This is a genomic window from Enterococcus sp. 125944, assembly GCF_051909435.1.
Lineage (GTDB): Bacteria > Bacillota > Bacilli > Lactobacillales > Enterococcaceae > Enterococcus_D > Enterococcus_D gallinarum.
The window spans coordinates 1-16,986 of record NZ_JBQASY010000008.1 but is presented as its reverse complement, the minus strand read 5'-3'; the positions used below and the strand labels follow the sequence as shown (position 1 = coordinate 16,986).

General features: G+C 41.1%; 16 protein-coding genes and 1 tRNA gene. 6 read left to right on the top strand and 11 right to left on the bottom strand.

Annotated features, from left to right (window positions below):
- Positions 1–93: 93 nt before the first annotated feature.
- From ACTFWY_RS08565 to ACTFWY_RS08550, 4 genes are all read right to left on the bottom strand, one after another.
- A complete protein-coding gene (locus ACTFWY_RS08565; RefSeq protein ID WP_208773875.1) occupies positions 94–1,137 on the bottom strand; it encodes a hypothetical protein in 1,044 nt (347 codons plus the stop codon).
- Between the two features lie 132 nt (positions 1,138–1,269).
- On the bottom strand, positions 1,270–1,674 hold the full coding sequence (locus ACTFWY_RS08560; RefSeq protein WP_002292291.1) for an organic hydroperoxide resistance protein: 405 nt from the start codon (positions 1,672–1,674) through the stop codon (positions 1,270–1,272).
- Between the two features lie 199 nt (positions 1,675–1,873).
- A complete protein-coding gene (locus ACTFWY_RS08555) occupies positions 1,874–2,122 on the bottom strand; it encodes a GlsB/YeaQ/YmgE family stress response membrane protein (protein ID WP_002292290.1) in 249 nt (82 codons plus the stop codon).
- A gap of 634 nt (positions 2,123–2,756) precedes the next feature.
- Positions 2,757–3,704 carry a magnesium transporter CorA family protein gene (locus ACTFWY_RS08550; RefSeq protein ID WP_081131545.1) on the bottom strand — a complete coding sequence of 316 codons (948 nt, stop codon included), beginning with the start codon at positions 3,702–3,704 and terminating at the stop codon, positions 2,757–2,759.
- 191 nt (positions 3,705–3,895) lie between these two features.
- Between ACTFWY_RS08550 and ACTFWY_RS08545 the strand changes: the two genes are divergently transcribed.
- Entirely contained in the window at positions 3,896–4,723 is an 828-nt protein-coding gene (locus ACTFWY_RS08545) for a manganese catalase family protein (RefSeq protein ID WP_010723486.1), read from the top strand.
- A 141-nt stretch (positions 4,724–4,864) separates the two neighbouring features.
- Complete coding sequence (locus ACTFWY_RS08540) at positions 4,865–5,704, top strand: aldo/keto reductase (protein ID WP_002301441.1); 840 nt, start codon at positions 4,865–4,867, stop codon at positions 5,702–5,704.
- Between the two features lie 251 nt (positions 5,705–5,955).
- Here ACTFWY_RS08540 and ACTFWY_RS08535 read toward each other — a convergent pair whose 3' ends face one another.
- From ACTFWY_RS08535 to ACTFWY_RS08515, 5 genes are read right to left on the bottom strand one after another with little or no spacing between them, the layout of a single operon-like run.
- Complete coding sequence (locus tag ACTFWY_RS08535; RefSeq protein WP_311828312.1) at positions 5,956–6,693, bottom strand: SIS domain-containing protein; 738 nt, start codon at positions 6,691–6,693, stop codon at positions 5,956–5,958.
- Between the two features lies 1 nt (position 6,694).
- The gene (locus tag ACTFWY_RS08530) at positions 6,695–7,945 is read right to left on the bottom strand and encodes a PTS ascorbate transporter subunit IIC (protein ID WP_003125789.1); all 1,251 of its coding nucleotides are present in this window, start codon (positions 7,943–7,945) and stop codon (positions 6,695–6,697) included.
- Between the two features lie 2 nt (positions 7,946–7,947).
- On the bottom strand, positions 7,948–8,229 hold the full coding sequence (locus ACTFWY_RS08525; RefSeq protein WP_002301437.1) for a PTS sugar transporter subunit IIB: 282 nt from the start codon (positions 8,227–8,229) through the stop codon (positions 7,948–7,950).
- 12 nt (positions 8,230–8,241) lie between these two features.
- The gene (locus ACTFWY_RS08520) at positions 8,242–8,673 is read right to left on the bottom strand and encodes a PTS sugar transporter subunit IIA (RefSeq protein WP_081131547.1); all 432 of its coding nucleotides are present in this window, start codon (positions 8,671–8,673) and stop codon (positions 8,242–8,244) included.
- On the bottom strand, positions 8,670–10,307 hold the full coding sequence (locus tag ACTFWY_RS08515) for a BglG family transcription antiterminator (RefSeq protein WP_005470693.1): 1,638 nt from the start codon (positions 10,305–10,307) through the stop codon (positions 8,670–8,672). Before ACTFWY_RS08515 ends, ACTFWY_RS08520 begins: the two co-directional genes overlap by 4 nt.
- 213 nt (positions 10,308–10,520) lie before the next feature.
- Here ACTFWY_RS08515 and ypfJ point away from each other — a divergent pair, with 213 nt between their 5' ends.
- The 3 genes from ypfJ to ACTFWY_RS08500 all read left to right on the top strand — a co-directional run bounded on the left by ypfJ (position 10,521) and on the right by ACTFWY_RS08500 (position 13,235).
- Positions 10,521–11,414 (top strand): KPN_02809 family neutral zinc metallopeptidase, encoded by an 894-nt coding sequence (ypfJ, locus tag ACTFWY_RS08510; RefSeq protein ID WP_002316719.1) that lies wholly within the window; start codon positions 10,521–10,523, stop codon positions 11,412–11,414.
- A 340-nt stretch (positions 11,415–11,754) separates the two neighbouring features.
- Positions 11,755–11,836, top strand: a tRNA-Leu gene (locus ACTFWY_RS08505).
- 115 nt (positions 11,837–11,951) lie between these two features.
- Complete coding sequence (locus ACTFWY_RS08500) at positions 11,952–13,235, top strand: cytochrome P450 (protein WP_081131550.1); 1,284 nt, start codon at positions 11,952–11,954, stop codon at positions 13,233–13,235.
- A 71-nt stretch (positions 13,236–13,306) separates the two neighbouring features.
- Here the strand turns inward: ACTFWY_RS08500 and ACTFWY_RS08495 are convergent, their stop codons facing one another.
- Positions 13,307–14,932: a peptide ABC transporter substrate-binding protein gene (locus ACTFWY_RS08495; protein ID WP_081131551.1), complete on the bottom strand. Its 1,626-nt coding sequence runs from the start codon at positions 14,930–14,932 to the stop codon at positions 13,307–13,309.
- Between the two features lie 490 nt (positions 14,933–15,422).
- Here ACTFWY_RS08495 and ACTFWY_RS08490 point away from each other — a divergent pair, with 490 nt between their 5' ends.
- Positions 15,423–15,872 (top strand): DIP1984 family protein, encoded by a 450-nt coding sequence (locus tag ACTFWY_RS08490; RefSeq protein ID WP_005470685.1) that lies wholly within the window; start codon positions 15,423–15,425, stop codon positions 15,870–15,872.
- A 297-nt stretch (positions 15,873–16,169) separates the two neighbouring features.
- Here ACTFWY_RS08490 and ACTFWY_RS08485 read toward each other — a convergent pair.
- Positions 16,170–16,986: Spy0128 family protein (locus ACTFWY_RS08485; RefSeq protein ID WP_439948485.1), on the bottom strand; the 817-nt coding region annotated here is incomplete at its 5' end.

The window sequence follows — 16,986 nt, the reverse complement described above, 5'->3', positions numbered from 1 at the left end:
TCAATGATTCAAACTCATAAAATAGTCGAACATCGCTAGATGATTTTTCTTGTCGTTCTTTATGAACAACAGTGATCATCTTGAGTTGTCCGACTATTTTTTAGTTGCAGCAATCTTTTTGGGACGCTTATTTGCATGAAGCAACGTAGCTAAGTCTAGTAATAAAACATTGGCTAACACAGGATTGGCTTTCTCGCGATACGCTGCGGCGCCACTTTCAAACAATACTGCTAGACGATCTTCTAAAACAACGATTTGTTCCAAATACGGTGGAAATTTGATTCGTTTTAGGATCCGGCTAGGAGAGTCCCGCTCGGACACTAAGAGTTCCGAGGTATAAGGACCATAAGAACGACTGGCTAAGAGATAATGGCCATAAAAAGCCACACCTTGAATCTTATCAGATGTTTTTCTGCTCATTGTCACGGTTGGTTGGATTTTGTCTTTGCGGCGAATTGCTGTTTTCATTTCAGCTATCGTCGGCAATAGATAGAAAGTCAACTGTCCTTCACCTTTTAATGTGAAGTTGCCAGATACCAGTTGATCATTGTTTTGAGTCAAATACGATGCTTGTGGAATCTCTAAGAGATCAGTTGTCAGCCAATAAGTGATTGGCTGTCCCGTCGCTTCAGATGTATCTGCTAAGATATCGATCAAACGTAAAGCGGCTACTCGTCCAGTAGCAGATCCTGTGATTGTCAACCATAAAAGTTCCCGTTTTGTATCATATACTAAGCCCCCTACATGTGGCCGTTTAGGTAAAATCAGCAGTTTGATCGGCTGTCCTGTTTCTCTATCCAGTACATGAATAATAGAATGATGCTGATGGTCATAGCAGTAGGCAGAAATAAACACAAAATCTTGAGAAAAAGCCAACCCTTGCGGCGTCATCCATTGACAAACCTCATTTTCGCCGGTTTCCGGCACCACCATTCTTGTTTCTGTTAATCCAGGAATGTTATATTGTTTTGCTTCAGCCTTTTCCCAAGCTGCTTGAACAATAGGATACCGTTTTAACTTTTTTTCAATATCCTGATGTATCCGTTGCTGCTTCCAATGCTTAAACTTTAGGACATAGTAAACAAGGAGGCCAATGACCAGCAACACTAAGATCATTATTGCTACCCGCTGTGTCATTTTTTTGCCTCCTTGGTCTATTCGATCAATCGTACATATACCGCTATTAATTACCGTAACTACATTTTTCTTTTACTAGCGTTTCTTTATAGGATCTTTCATAATCTCATTTATAGTAACATTAAGAATCCCTTATTCTACTATAGTCACTTCCACATCAATATTGCCTCTTGTTGCTTTAGAGTATGGGCAAAATGCGTGGGCTTCTTCTGCGATTTTCTCTGCTTGGTCCTTCTCAAGTCCTGGCAAAGAAACTTCTAAAACAACCCCGATTTGGTAGCCCCCATCTTCTAATTGAAATAAAGATACCCGTGCTTTGACTTCAGAATCAGACTCAAGATTATTTTCTTCCAGCATGTGTTGAACCGCGCCGTTGAAGCAAGATGCGTATCCAGCCGCAAAAAGTTGTTCCGGATTTGTCCCTTCACTATGGATTCCTGGGCGGTCGATCTTCATGTGCATACTTCCGTTTGGTGCCTCAACCTCGCCATCACGGCCTCCACGATTGATCATTGCTGTTTCGTACATTTTTTTCATTGAGATCATCCTTTCTTTCGTCGTTCTATATTAAGTGTAACGAGTATTTTTTAATCTGACAAAGGTAATGCTTGCATTCGGCGACATCAGTTAGACAACATCGATGATCAGTGATAGAAGCAGTTTGTCCATACAAAAAAAGAAGCAGCGAAAAGCTGCTCCTTAAGATAATAGGTAAAATTGCTGATATGTTTGACGATTAACCTCTTGAACGTCCCAAGAAAAATGATACTACAGCAACAACGATGATCGCACCAATGATAGAAGGAATCAAAGCCATTCCTGCTAATTGAGGACCCCAGCTACCTAACAATGCTTGTCCAATTGCTGAACCAACTAAACCTGCAACGATGTTAGCGATCCATCCCATTGATCCACCTTTATTTGTAATTGCTCCGGCAATCAAACCGATAATAGCTCCTACGATTAATACCCATAACCAATGCATAATTTTCTCCTTCTTTCTGTGAAATATTTATTACACATATTATGTTACGCTTCTTCTTAAAAATACACAAAAATTTTGCTCTTAAAAAAACAAAAAAAATTTAAAACGTTGTTATATTAAGGATAAATCAACTTTTTTGGAATCGTTAACACTCACTGCAAGAGGTCAAAAAAACTGCCGCAGCTCTTTGAAAGCGTTTCGATCAGCAAAAAGTTATTTTCTGATAAAGGGTACCTAGACTATGTACGATTTTCTTTCATTGTCTGCTTTCAATCGTCATCTTCCCTATGAATAAAAGCAATCAAAGAAACCTGATTGTCGTACACACCTCATTCACTACATCCTTCTGATGAAACATCAAAACAATTGGCATTCCTTTGATTCTGCCTTTTGTATTTAAAACCTGCTCCCATTCACTGTGTAAAAGGATTATGAGAAAAAGCAGCGATAGAAGTGAGCGTATGCAATAGCGAGTAAAGTAAAAAATAAATTGTTCGGATTGTACCCCGGCCTTTCTTCTTAATGTTTTTCATTTCTCGCTTCTCCCCTCTGCTTATTGGACAGTCTTCGCGATTGTGAAGTCACATAAAAAAGCAACTTTGCCCAGCGTTCAATGCTAGACAAAGTTGCTTTTTTATTTTGTTTTTGAAAAGTCTTTCTTTGAAAGATAGACAGCAGTAAGGATGCCTACTAAGACAGCTAACCCAAAAACTAGAATCGTTCCTATCGTGTTATCCTTCCCAGGCAGTCCGCCAGTGTTGATCCCCCAAAGTCCAGCAATCAATGATGGCACTGCAACCACTAATGCTGCTGAATCTAAATATTTCATCAAATGGTTCAAATTATTGTCCATCATATCCGAGAATAGACCACCGATGGTTTCCAATAAATCGCGATAGATCGTGACAAGCTTGTTGGCAAATTTCTGTCGCAGTTTAATGTCGTAAACTAACGATTCATTATCTAATTTGTCTAAAAACTCTTTTCGTTCCATCAAGTGATTCACTGTAAGATTCTGATCTTTCAATGTGTGATCCAAATAAACCATATCTCGTTCTGTGTCTGCCAGATTAAATAGTTCATTATTTTCGGTTGTTTTACGGGCAGCCGCATCCAATTGGTCGATTTGCTTTTTAATCTCTTTCAACCCATTGATATAGTGGGTATAGATCATTAATGTGGCAAAAGCAATGATATCCTCAAAATGTCGAAGCTCATTTCCATGTTTCTCGATCAATCGCTCAACGAGATTCGATTCTCTAGAGACATAGGTGATCATCAATCCTTTGGAAAGAATAAATGTGACAGGTTCAAGGCGTTTTTCAATGCGTTCTTGATGATTTGAAGAAAGATCGATCAATGTATAAAGAAACGGATTGTTTAATTTAGTGTCTCGTAAATGTTCTAATCGAGAAACTTCCTCTGGTTCATCGGAGCCAATAAAAATATCTTCCGGTAAATCAAAAAGTGCCAGCAACTCTTTTTTTTCTTCTTCATTTCCATGTTTGACTACCAACCAATTATAGTCTTCTTCGGATGATTCTCTGATTTGGTTCTTTTCGATTTTATAGTACGAATACATTTTGCCTCTCTCCTTTAACTCCTTCACTTCTCTTCAACTATCTAATGGCGACTGCTTTTTGTCAAGAAAAAGCGCTATTTCAACGGTTTTTATTAATACGGAAATAAAGCAAGCGTTTGATTAGACCATTCTAAATAAACGTGAGAGAATATTTTTGGGCCCAATAAAAATCATTTTAGAGGAGGACAACTATGTTTCTACATCAGAAAGAACTACAGTTCGAAGCAAAACCAGACAAACCAAATCCATTAATTGCGAAGTATCTTCAAGAATTGATCGGTGGCCAGTATGGCGAAATGAGTGTAGCAATGCAGTATCTCTTCCAAGGTTGGAGCTGCCGTGGAGAAGAAAAGTACAAAGATATGTTGATGGACATTGCGACAGAAGAAATTGGACACGTTGAAATGCTTGCTACAATGGTTGCTCGCTTATTAGAAGGTGCACCGGTAGAAGATCAAGAAGCCGCAATGAAAAAAGACCCAGCAATTGGCGCAATTATCTCTGGAATGAATCCACAACATGCGATCGTTGCTGGCTTAGGACCACGTCCAGCTGACAGTGTCGGTAATCCATGGAGTGGCGCTTACATCATTGCCAGCGGTAATTTACTGGCAGACTTCCGTGCCAATTTAAATGCAGAATCACAAGGACGATTACAAGTCGCTCGAATCTATGAAATGATTGATGACCGTGGAGTTAAAGACCTCTTATCCGTGCTATTAGCTCGGGACAGCTATCACCAAAACCTTTGGGCACAAGCTGTCAAAGAACTTGAAGAAAAAGAGGGTACAATCTTAGTACCGAGCACTTTCCCTCGTAATGAAGAACGGTTAGACATCGCCTATGACTTTTACAATTTCTCTGAAGGAGATCAAAGTAAAGAAGGCTCTTGGGCAAAAGGAAAAGCACTTGATGGCGAAGGTGAATACCAATGGCTTTCTACACCTAAAGTTGAAGGCAAAGCGCCAAAACTAGATCCTGTCACACCAAAAATGTATGGCACGCCACCTGAAAAATAAATTGATCGAAACGAATAAAAAGAGCAATGATTCCATTCACAAGAAATCATTGCTCTTTTCTTGTCTTATTGAGCAAGTTGGTTACCTTAGAGCTAAAAAAGCGTTAGAGTAGAATGTATAAGAAAAAGGAGGAATCATTATATGAAAGCACCTTTACTTACACTAAATGACGGCAATATGCGCCCAGCCGTGGGCATCGGTACCTATCAAATTCGCGGTGGCGAAGGCTTAAGCCAGTTGCAAGCAGCGATTGCAGATGGCTATCGTTTGATTGATTCGTCAACGAACTATGACAATGAAGGAATCGTCGGTAAAGCGATTCGCCGATCCGGTGTCCCTCGTTCTGAGTTTTATATCACCTCAAAATTACCAGGAAAATATCATGGATATGATGATGCACTGACCAGTATTCAAGAATCGCTGGCGCGCATGGGATTAGATTACTTTGACGCCTTTTTGATCCACTGGCCACTGCCTAAACGCGGCAAGTACATTGAAGCGTGGCAGGCGTTAGTGACTGCGCAAAAATTAGGTTTGATTCGTTCTATTGGTGTATCTAACTTTGAACCTGAACATTTAGATGCCATTATTGAGGCAACTGGTGTCACACCAGCCATCAATCAAATCGAGATCCATCCTTACTGGGTCCAAGAACAAATGGTAGCAGAAAACAGAAAACGTGGGATCATTACTGAAGCATGGAGTCCATTAGGCCGCGGCAGCGCGGCGCTCAAAGAATCCATCATCACTGATCTAGCAAATAAATATCAAAAATCTGCGGGTCAAGTCATCTTACGCTGGCACGTCGATCGCGGGATTCTACCACTACCAAAATCCCGAAACCTGAGCCATCAGCGAGAAAACTTAGCTATTTTTGACTTTGAATTGACTGAAGAAGAAATCAATGCAATCAATCGCTTGAACAAAGAAGATGGACGTATTGAAGGTCAAGATCCGAATGAATATGAAGAATTTGAGTAAAGTGAGACAGCACAAAGCTCATGAGGGATTTCATAGGCTCACATCAATTATAGGAATTGGAATGGTCACAAAAAAAGAACTGCGAGATGACTTGCCCCAATTGAATTCCTTAGATCTACTAGCAGCAAGGCTCTACTGGAGTCTTGCTGCTATTTTATGAGAAGTAAAAACTTCTGACACGATCAGTTTTCATTTGGATTATGCTTTTCTCACAGTTCTTTTTCTGAGTTAAAACTTCTGTACAATCAGCGTTACAACTGATAATGAATGGCTTCTTTGTATTGTTCAAACAATGATTGGTTCAATTCATCGCCGCCATCCATATTTGCGGAATAAAAGATGGGCGGATAATCGATTCCTGCTTGTTTCAATTGTTGGCAAACTTCGACGATAATGGTATTAAGGATCGTAGCGCCAATCACCGTTGAAGTAGGCCCCACTTTTTGATCCATCCCCTTAATCTGACAACCTGCATCACCAATTTCCCCATGATTATCGATTACAAGATCAGCGACTTCAAACAGACGAAGGCCCGAAGAATGGCGGCTAGTGACTGATTGCGAATACGTTTTGTTTGTTAAAGCGATAATTTTGACGCCTTTTTCTTTTGCCGCTAGTGCTAAATCGATTATGACGGGATTACGACCTGAAACTGAGTGTAAAATCAGCACGTCTCCTTTTTTGAACGGCTGGATTTCCGCTAATGCGGTGCCGTAGCCTTCTAGTCGTTCCATTTTGCTAGTAAAGGTGATGGGACTGCGATCCAACATCAGTTCTCGTCCAAAGATCGCATTGATCGTCATCATCCCTCCCGCGCGATAGTACATTTCTTCTGCCAAGATCCCCGCATGACTAGCCCCAAAAATATAAATCGAATGCTTTTCTAGATTTGCTGTAGTCAAGAGACGAATTGCCTCATCGATTGCATGCTGTTCCTTTTTTTCAACGGTTTCTAGTAATGCATGAATTTTATCAACATATTGATACATATTAAATTCCCCCAAATAGACTGCCGAGACCACGACCAATGATTCCCCAAAGTGATAAGTCATTGCCACCAAAGATCAGAATCCAGTTTTGAATCGTTGTGCTGAATAGAACGGCAGATACACCAACTAACAAGACCATCACAAATGATGCGGCAATGGTACCAATGACTGCGCCACGCAAGCCGCCTTGTCCTTCTCCAATAACTGCTGCGCCGCCACATTCAAAGAAACTGGTGATAACTAATGGTACGATCAAGATTCCAAAAACATTCGTCGTATTGACAATGATCACAAGGATCGTTGAGGTGATCATAGCTACGATAAAGCCAATAATCACGGCATTCGGACGATAATTGAATAGGATCGGTACATCAAAAGCTGGTTTGGCTCCAGGGACGACTTTTTCGGCAATCCCTTGGAAAGCTGGAATAATTTGGTTGATCAATAGGCGGACCCCATAAAGCATGATCAAGAGTCCTGCGCCAAAGTTCAAGCCTGCTTGAACAGCAAACATGACCAGATTCCCACCTTCTGGGACAAGAACTGGTGCGATAATTCCTACAACAATATTCATCAAAAACATCACCAAGGCACCTGTAATGGAAATCTCACGGAAAAAGGACAGGTTTTCTGGCACTTTTAAATCTTCTGTCGATTTTTCTTTGTTTCCTACTCGTTTTGCCACGAAGCCGGACACCATCGATAAGATCCCTGTAGGATGTCCAATCAAGAACGAATCATCGCCAGTGGCATCCCAAACATATTTCCGCATGATCCAAGGCATAAATGACCAATAACAAGCAGATAAAACAGCTCCTAAAATCAATAATGGAATCCCCGACATTCCACCTTCAACCCCACCAGCAACGATCACAAATGGGAACCACCATAACATATGACCCGTCAAGAAAATCGTCTTAACTGGTGTAAAACGAGCAATCAATAAGTGCAAGATCAATCCAAAAAACATAGCTAACCCAACAGTTCCCCCGTATTCTGCTGTGAAGGTCACATCAGAAAGACCATCGGCTACTTGAACCCCCAACTGTGTCTGAACCGCTGTGTTGATTGGTGCGATCGTTCCCGTCAGCATATTGACCCCTGCGGTCAATGCTACCATCCCAAAGGCTGCTGTCAACGAGCCTTTCACCACTTCGGCAAAAGGTTTTCGTTGCACGATCAACCCGATCATTGCAATCAGTCCGAGCAATACTGGCGGATTCTTTAAAATATGATCTGTGACAAAACTCATGATTATCCCTCTCTTTCAGCTAAAAACTTTTCCATTTGCATTTTGACTTCAGCGACATCCATATATTTTTTGATGGGATAGACAGGTGCTTTGACGGAAGCTTGCAAATCATTCAATAATTCGTGGCTTGTAAAATAAACATCTGCAGGAGTTGCTTTTGCAGTAGACAAATCCGTATTCTCAGCAGTCGCCTTCAGCCCCAGCTCCTTAATCACCTTATCGATCGTCATCTTTAACACCATTGAACTTCCAACACCAAATCCACACACAGCTAAAATTTTCATCTTCTTTTCCTCCTATTGGAATAATTGGCAAATCTGTTCTTTGTCACCATTCAAAATAAGTTGATACTTTTCCTGATCCATAAACACTTCCATGATTTCCTGTAAACTTTCCAAATGACTTTGATTGTCTTTTGCAGCTAAAACAAGGAAAATACGGACCGGCTTGCCAGCTAAATCGATTTCGTTTTTAGTCACTAGCAAACTCATCCCTTGATGAAAGACACCTTCCCCCGGACGAGCATGCATCAATGCAAAGTAATCAGCCAATACCATATACGGGCCGTTCTCCTCAACGCTATGGATCATATTAGCGACATATTGTTGATCGATGGCTTTTTCATTTAATAGCGGCTGACTCGCCAATTGAACTGCTTCTTGCCAAGTGAGGATTTGATTCGTGGTCTCGATATGATCCTCAGGCAGTAATTTTTTTAAATTGATCATGATTTTACCTCCAACATTTTTGAAATGAACCATTCTTTGTCTTCGATCCCTTGCATGATCAACTTCATGACAGGTTCTACTTCTTGGGCCTCATCTTCTCGTATCATTAGTAACACGATGATATCGACTTTTTGGTTGCCCCAATCAACAGGACGATCCAAAATCAATACAGAAAAGGTCGTTTTTGAAACAAACTCAGGATTGCCATGAGGTATGGCAAAACCGTTATCTAAATAGGTCGACTGCAATGCTTCTCGTTCTAAGACGGAACGCTGAAAGTCCGTACGCTGATTTTCCGACGAAAAGTCATTTTGACTGATCAGAAAATCCAGTGCTTGTTCTTTGGTCTCAAATCGTTCAAAATAAATCTTCGGTGCAATCAACATCCGTGTATCTTGCAGGATTTTCACCTTATCCGCAATCGGTTCATTATCAATAATCAAATCGATATAGTGATTCATGATCCGCTTCATGTCTCGATTGGTCACCATCGGCGAGATGCGGACGACTGGTTTGGAAACATCAGGTAAATCGATCGTGGAAATAATGAAATCGATGGCAGAAATATCCATCTCTTTGAGCTTAGCGACAGAAGCGGTTTCAATACTATCGACATTAGGCAATATTCGACGAATCTTGGCAGAAATAAATGAACTGGTGCCAACACCGTTCGGACAAACAAAGACGATTTTATTCAATTGCCGCATCCGTTCTACTGCAGCTTGAAAGTGAATCGAAACAAACCCGATTTCATCCTCAGATATTCCAATATGGTAGGCCTTTAGAAAGTCGTTCAAAGAGAACCAAACGACCCCATACAACGCCGGATAATGCTGTTTGATCTCATCTAGCAATGGATTGACTACAGTAGTTTGGGCCTCAATGCGTAAAAACAGCTGGTACAAATGAATCGTCAAATCTTCTTCTAAGCGACTATCCTGTGTCAAATCGATCTGGATGCCTTCACTGACTTTCTGAATCAGATTTCTGACTTTCCCTCGAAAAGAGAACGGAATCGATTCGTTCTTCATAAAAAAACGTAAGCCACTACCTACAATGAGATAGGTTAGGTACTGAACTTCTTTCGATGAAAAATGGTAGATTTCTTGTTCTTCAATTTCTTTCAACAATTCATAAATCAACGGATACTTGTCAAATTCCAAAAACAATTTTCCAAATTGGCGCTTCTCTTCTATATCCAGCTGATTTGCCTGATTCGAGCGCTCGACAATCAGCAAGATCGAAACAACGATGCTTTGGATGTAGCTTTCTGGGATCTCCATTTGCTTTTCGGTGATCGAATGGCGAAAAGCCGCATTTATCTTTTCAAATAATGACACATTTGTCAGAACAGAAAGGTTCTCCCCATGCTCCATAGTAAGGAGAATGAATCGCTTCAACATTCGTTGGATTTGTGACTCGCTTCCTTGAAAATAAGTGCCTGAATTATCAAAACGCAACAGTAAATTTTCTTTGACAAACAGTGTTTTTAGATAAGCGATATCCTTGGCGATACTGCTCCTAGAAACATAATACTCATCAGAAAGTTGCTGGTAACTCAAGTGCTCCCCATTGATCAGCCGCTTAAAAATTTGCATGCGTCGGTCTTCGATCAAAGAATAATTGTTTTTCATTTGCTCACCCTCTACCTTTATTCTAGTGATACCTTAACAAATATGAAGACCAATTGTTAGATTAAAAAATGATTAAAAGGTGTGCACACCCTTTCCCTTGATAGCAATATCGGTCGTTTGTTCCGCAAAATCGCTTCAAGCAAGCCAAACTTTTCTCATCTTCCTCGTTTTCTCTTATAATAAATGTAAACAGTCAAATGAGGAGGAAACAAAATGAAATGGCGTGGGGGTAGACAAAGTTCCAATGTGGAAGACCGCTCTGGTCGTTCCGCAGGTTCAGGAGGAAAAATAATGGCCGGCGGTGGTATCGGTACGATTGTTATCGCAGTCCTCTTTTTTCTATTCAGTGGGGGTGATTTAAACTCCGTCACAGATATTTTGGGAGGCGGACAAGCCGCTAATTATCAAACAGAAAATGTGGCTTCAGACGAGTATACAGAGGAAAAAGAATTCTCCGCTGTCGTCTTCGGCCATTTGGAAGATTATTGGAATGGTGTTTTTGAAGCAGAACAGACTACGTATCAAGATCCTAAACTGGTTTTATTTACAGGAAGTGTTCAATCGGCTTGTGGGAATGCAACTTCTCAAGTTGGTCCCTTTTATTGCCCTGCCGATCAAAATGTTTATCTAGATCTCAGCTTTGCAACAGAACTTTCTCAAAAGTATGGGGCCAGCGGAGATTTTGCCATGGCCTATGTCATTGCTCATGAAGTTGGTCATCACGTACAAAACGAACTTGGTATTACACAGCAACTCGATAAGATCCGCCAACAGGTTTCTGAAAAAGAATACAATCAATATAGTGTTCGTTTGGAACTACAAGCGGATTATTTAGCCGGTACATTTGCCAAGTATCTACAAGGAAAAACTTATAACGGCCAACCGATTTTAGAAGCTGGTGATATCGAAGAGGCTATCACAGCTGCTAATGCCATTGGTGATGATACGTTACAAAAGGAATACCAAGGATATGTCGTACCAGATAGTTTTACTCATGGGACTTCAAAACAACGAGTTGAATGGTTCAACCGGGGGTTCAAATATGGTGATTTGGAGCATGGAGACACCTTCAATGAAAAAAACCTTGATTTGGTCTACGGATCGTAACAAAAACGTTCCTTTTTGGTCACTCTTTTTTCACATTTGGGCGGTATAGTTTATTCATACCAACAAACCCTAACTTTTTCATTTTACTCCTTGCCTGCCAGTCCCCGCTGGCAGGCCCTTTTTTATCATGGTGCTATTTTAGTTTTTTTAACCTTTGGCCTGTTTTTTTCTTTAAAACGCTAAGGGTTGATCACAATTTTTTCATATTTTCCGGTTACTATATAAATAACCCAACAAACAACCCAACTTTTTCATTTTTTACTCCTTGTCTGTCAGTCCCCGCTGACAGACTTATTTTTTTCTTGCCAAAATTCTCAAAATGCGCTAAGGTTATTTATGCGCGGAAGTGGCGGAATGGCAGACGCGCACGCTTCAGGCGCGTGTGAGTATATCTCGTGTGGGTTCAACTCCCATCTTCCGCATTTTGAGCAGGTCATCTTGGATGATCTGCTCTTTTTTATGTGTTTCTTTTGTCTAAATAAAGAAAAAAGCTTAAGCTAGAAGTATATCAATTGGAAAAAGACAGGAGGAAATCCAATGAAAGAAGTACCAACAGCGAAAATCAAATTAACTGAGGTCAAAGAACTCTTTGATGCTGGTTATGAAATCTTAGGAGAATTACGGTCTGAGGTGAATGCCCCAGTCGTTAGAGCTAAATTTCTGAATCAAGAAGTGATTGCCATTTATGGAAAAGAAGCAGCAAAAATTTTTTATGATCCACGAAACTTTAAACGTGAAGGAGCAATGCCCAAACTCGTCCGTTCAACCTTGTTAGGGGAAGAGGGGGTTCAAACTTTAGACGGGGAACAACATCACCATCGGAAAAACTACTTTATGGACTTGATGACACCTGAGAGAATGACCGATTACCATGATTTGTTGGAACGAAACCTTTCTCATGAACTGAATAAACAATCCGGTACCTTTGAGCTTTTTTCACTCACAAAAAATGTTCTATTCAAAACGATTTGTGAATGGTCAGGAATCAATCTAGCACCACTGTCTCAATCAGAGATCAGTGAGTTAGCTGATTATCAAGTTGCTATGTTCAGCGGGACTGTCACCTCCCCTGTCGCCCATTTAAGAGGCGTCGAAGATCGTAAAAAATCTGAGAAATGGGCTCAAGGATTGATTGAAGAAGCTCGTCAACATCCTGTTGCTGGCAAAGAATCATTAGCACTTTATACTTTCGCTACTGCCACTGATCTTGAAGGTAATTTACTGCCGATCGAAGTTGCAGCCGTCGATCTGTTAAATATCATCCGCCCTACGGTTGCTTTAACCGTTTGGATCGCTTTGATGGGACATGCCCTTTTTAGTACAACGACCATCTACCAAGCACTTAAACAAAACTTTTCGGAGTTACAGGATTCATTTATTCAAGAATTACGCCGCTTTTATCCTTTCTTTCCAATGATGCCCGCCATTAGCTTGCAAGATGTTGTCGTCGATGGTTATCTGATCCCTAAGGACAGCTGGGTCGTCCAAGATATTTATGGTACGAATCATGATCCGAGAACCTTTGATCAGCCAGATGACTTCAAAGTGGATCGCTTTGTCGGACGTACACAAGCCATTTCCTATGAGGAAGAATATGAAATGATCGCACAAGGAGGCGGTGATTTCCGCAAAATGCACCGCTGTGCTGGTGAATGGATCACCTTGCATACGTTGCGCGTGTTCAGTGATTTACTGGTCAACCACTATCAGTTTGAAGTTCCTGAACAAGATTGGAAGATTCCAATGAATCACTTTCCAACCTATCCAGAAAGTAAAGTTCTCTTATTTAAAGAAGCTGCAATGACCACAGAAAATGAGTAACTACTGATCGTTGTTATTAAGTGCAGCTCACAAAAACGCAGCCCAAGCAAGCTTAGGGCTGCGTTTTTTGCTTACTTCTCTACAGATGCCGTACGGAAATAAAAATAGGCACCGTATGCGGGAAATTGGATATCTTTGATCGTTGACCTGATCAAATAATTTGATGCACTCTGATATAGAGGAACTTGAGCTGCATCTTCTGCTAACAGAATTGATTCTGCTGATTTGTAATCTTCAAATACTTTATCTGGATCATTGGCATCCACGGTACGTGCGTTTTCTGTCAATGCCGTATAGTCCTCGTTGACATATCCACCGTAATTGTAAGAAGAACCTTTTTTATATAAATTGAAATAAGAGTCCAAGTCACTGCTGCCAGCAATCCAACCAGAAATCGACAACTCATATTGACCATCTGCTCGTGATTGATTCAAATTCGTTCGTGGTTGTTTATTGATTGTAATCGTCAAACCAGGCAAATGATCTTGAAGCTGATTTTGCAGATATTCACCGATTTTTTGTCCGTGATCATCATCTGTTACCAATAAAGTCAGTTCAATTTTGTCACCGATAGCTGATTGTGCTTGGCTCCATTCTGCTTGTGCTTTGTTACTATCGTATTCATTGTAGTCCCCGCTATAAGTGCGAAAATCTTCATTGGTATTCGGATTGGCATAAAGCCCACTGGGAATAAGGCCATTCAATACGCTTGCTCCATCGTTCAACACATCATTCACGAGACTCTCTTTGTCAATCGCCAAAGCGATGGCTTTACGAAGGTGGACATTTGCCAATGGTTTATTTGCCTGTTTATTAAAATCTAAAAAATAGTTGGCAATATCCTTTTGAGTGACTAATGAGTCATTATTTTGGTACTGTTGCACATAGAGTCCGCTGATTTTTTGCAGATCCAACTCCCCGCTTTCAAACAACTGGATTCCAGTATTCTCCTCTTTGATCGTGGAACCTTTGATTTTATCCAACTTAACTACCGCTTGATCGTAATACTCAGGATTTTTGGCAAGCGTCCATTCTGCACCGGTCTGTTGCCAGTCTTTCAGAATGAAAGGTCCCGTATAGAGCAAGTCTTCACTTGTTTTCCCATATGCCGTCCCTTTTTCTTCAACATAAGACTGTCTTTGAGGCGCTAACCAGCCAATCGACACCACCGATAAAAAAGAAGGTTGCGGCTGTTCCAAATGGACGACAAAGGTCTTTTCATCCGGTGTTTCTAAGCCAATCGTCGCAATGTCTGCTTTCCCTTCGCGAATATCTTGACTGTTGACGACATTGTCTAAAAGATACGCATTTGGCCCCATGGTTTTAGGATCGACCAGTTTCTTCCAAGCATAAGCAAAATCTGCTGCTTGCACTTGCTGCCCATCACTCCATTTGGCTTCTTCCTTTAGTTTAAAGGTATATGTCTTGCCATCTTCACTGATGACTGCTTCCTCCGCCAAACCGGGAACTGGCTGACTCTTTTCATCAAAACGATACAACCCTTCAAAAAGATGCTGGATAACGGTAAACGTAACTTTATCCGTTGTTTGCGTCGTATCTAATGTTGTCAACTCTGCCGGTAAGCTGACTGAAATCTCTTGAACTTCTGGATCTGTCTCCTTTGCGGACGATCCAGTCGTGCTACATCCTGCTAACAAAAAACTTAAAATCCCTACAACAACCAAACCCTTTTTCATTTACTCTCCTCTTTCCTTTTCACTTGCGAGTTGCAAGCTTGATTAAATAAAAAAATCCTCGTCCCTTTGCTGATCATCATTGATCAACAAAGGGACGAAGACTTCGTGTTACCACCCTTTTTCGTGTCATTTTTACAAATAACACCTCATCAGTACGTATGCATACTCGGCAGGATAACGGCTGCGTTCCGTCTAACCAGCGTAAACCAGTTAAAAGACTCTGAGCTCATCTTCACTTAGCGTTCTGTCCCCTTTCTCACCAACCCGGGTTCTCTTTAAACAGTCATCAAAGCTACTCTTCTCATCGATGTCCTATATTCTACTGAATTGATAAAAGTATACTATTCCTCGTTTTTCAAGTCAAACAGTTTTTAGAATTTTCAATCTTTTCAATAATGGCTTCAAGACTTTTTGGAGGGCAAATACTTGCCAGCTTAGTGTTTTTTTTCTAGGATAAAGAAAAGAAACCTTGCTCGAAAGGATGAAATCAATGAAACTTGCTGAAGCATTATTACTACGAAGAGATCTTGAATCCAAACTCACTCTGTTACGAGAAGAGATTGCCAGTAGTGCCGTGATCCAAGAAGGCGATACGTTAGACCGCAGCATCGACGACTTACTGCTGGATTATGAAACAACAAACCAAGAATTTGCCCAGTTGGTCATTGCAATCAATCAGCGAAATGCGGTCGCCAAAATCGGTGGACAAGAAACGATTGCTGCTGCATTAGAGAAACGGGAAGCTTTAAGGCGTTCGCATGCGATGCTAACGGCAACATTGGAAGCAGCCAAGGTTGCTCCACGGATGGGACGTAATGAGATTCGTATGATCCGAACGATCGATACCAAGCAAATCACCGACCGTTTGAATCAAACCGCAAAAGCCTTACGTGAATTAGACGGGCAGATTCAACAAACAAATTGGCTTGTTGATTTATAAAACAGCTGGGTGGGAGTCAAAAGCGAGCACAAAGCAGGTACAGGCTTATATGTACACCAATGGGGTCTGGCAGGGACCAGTTTAATGACTGCTGTTCAGTTACAAGCGTACAACTTATATTTTTCAATTAACGACCACGTGCTGGTTTGACAAGGTGGGTGCCTCTGTTTATCTTTTGTTACGCAAAAGGTAAACAGAGGTTTTTTGTTCAACAAGACCTCTTTCAAAAGAAAAAGACCCCCTGATCCGTTTCCAACATAGGAAACCAGATCAAGGAATCTTTGTTCGTTTAGCTAGTTACTTTCTTTTCTGTCTGCGATATACCACTACTACAATGCCTACTAGTAACAAGCCTACTAACATCCAGCTGACTTGATACGTTTCACCGGTTTTTGGCAGTTCGTTTTTCTTCGTCGGTGTTTTTGTATTCTGATTTTTTGCTGGATCAGGAGCTTTTTCTGGCGTGTAGCGGTTAGTAAAGGTTGGCTCGCTACCATAATCTGCTTTCGCTTCCAATGTTCCGTTTTGATCTTCGACATTTACGGTCACTGGAATCTCTGCGTCATCATAAGTGATTGTACTGTCTTGTCCGGCTTTCTCCCGGATCGTATAGTTGTACTCACCGGCTTTGTCGTACGGAATCGCATCAAAGTAAATTTTTCCGCTACCATCGTTGGTTTGACTTTGAATTACTTGTCCCTCTTGATCGACTAATTCAAAGGTAAATTCTCCTGCGACTAGTGAACGGCCAGTCAAGACTTTCTCAGCTTCCAGCACTACACTGCCAGCTTTTGGTGTGTAAGTGTTCGTGAAGACGGCGTTGCCTTCATAAGTCGCTGTTGCTTCCAATTGTCCTTCATTGTCCTTCACGCTTACAGTCACTGGCACTTCCGTATCATCATAAGTGACTGTGTCATCTTGACCTGCTTTCTCACGGATCGTGTAGTTGTACTCGCCGGCTTTATCGTATGGAATCGCATCAAAGTAAATTTTTCCGCTACCATCGTTGGTTTGACTTTGAATCACTTGTCCCTCTTGATCGACTAACTCAAAAGTGAACTCCCCTGCGACTAATGAACGGCCAGTCAAGACTTTCTCAGCTTCCAGCACTACA

Excerpts from the sequence above, each read along its gene's own strand:
- ACTFWY_RS08565 (WP_208773875.1), bottom strand. The coding sequence starts at position 1,137 with ATGACACAGCGGGTAGCAATAATGATCTTAGTGTTGCTGGTCATTGGC.
- ACTFWY_RS08560 (WP_002292291.1), bottom strand. The coding sequence starts at position 1,674 with ATGAAAAAAATGTACGAAACAGCAATGATCAATCGTGGAGGCCGTGAT.
- ACTFWY_RS08555 (WP_002292290.1), bottom strand. The coding sequence starts at position 2,122 with ATGCATTGGTTATGGGTATTAATCGTAGGAGCTATTATCGGTTTGATT.
- ACTFWY_RS08550 (WP_081131545.1), bottom strand. The coding sequence starts at position 3,704 with ATGTATTCGTACTATAAAATCGAAAAGAACCAAATCAGAGAATCATCC.
- ACTFWY_RS08545 (WP_010723486.1), top strand. The coding sequence starts at position 3,896 with ATGTTTCTACATCAGAAAGAACTACAGTTCGAAGCAAAACCAGACAAA.
- ACTFWY_RS08540 (WP_002301441.1), top strand. The coding sequence starts at position 4,865 with ATGAAAGCACCTTTACTTACACTAAATGACGGCAATATGCGCCCAGCC.
- ACTFWY_RS08535 (WP_311828312.1), bottom strand. The coding sequence starts at position 6,693 with ATGTATCAATATGTTGATAAAATTCATGCATTACTAGAAACCGTTGAA.
- ACTFWY_RS08530 (WP_003125789.1), bottom strand. The coding sequence starts at position 7,945 with ATGAGTTTTGTCACAGATCATATTTTAAAGAATCCGCCAGTATTGCTC.
- ACTFWY_RS08525 (WP_002301437.1), bottom strand. The coding sequence starts at position 8,229 with ATGAAAATTTTAGCTGTGTGTGGATTTGGTGTTGGAAGTTCAATGGTG.
- ACTFWY_RS08520 (WP_081131547.1), bottom strand. The coding sequence starts at position 8,673 with ATGATCAATTTAAAAAAATTACTGCCTGAGGATCATATCGAGACCACG.
- ACTFWY_RS08515 (WP_005470693.1), bottom strand. The coding sequence starts at position 10,307 with ATGAAAAACAATTATTCTTTGATCGAAGACCGACGCATGCAAATTTTT.
- ypfJ (WP_002316719.1), top strand. The coding sequence starts at position 10,521 with ATGAAATGGCGTGGGGGTAGACAAAGTTCCAATGTGGAAGACCGCTCT.
- ACTFWY_RS08500 (WP_081131550.1), top strand. The coding sequence starts at position 11,952 with ATGAAAGAAGTACCAACAGCGAAAATCAAATTAACTGAGGTCAAAGAA.
- ACTFWY_RS08495 (WP_081131551.1), bottom strand. The coding sequence starts at position 14,932 with ATGAAAAAGGGTTTGGTTGTTGTAGGGATTTTAAGTTTTTTGTTAGCA.
- ACTFWY_RS08490 (WP_005470685.1), top strand. The coding sequence starts at position 15,423 with ATGAAACTTGCTGAAGCATTATTACTACGAAGAGATCTTGAATCCAAA.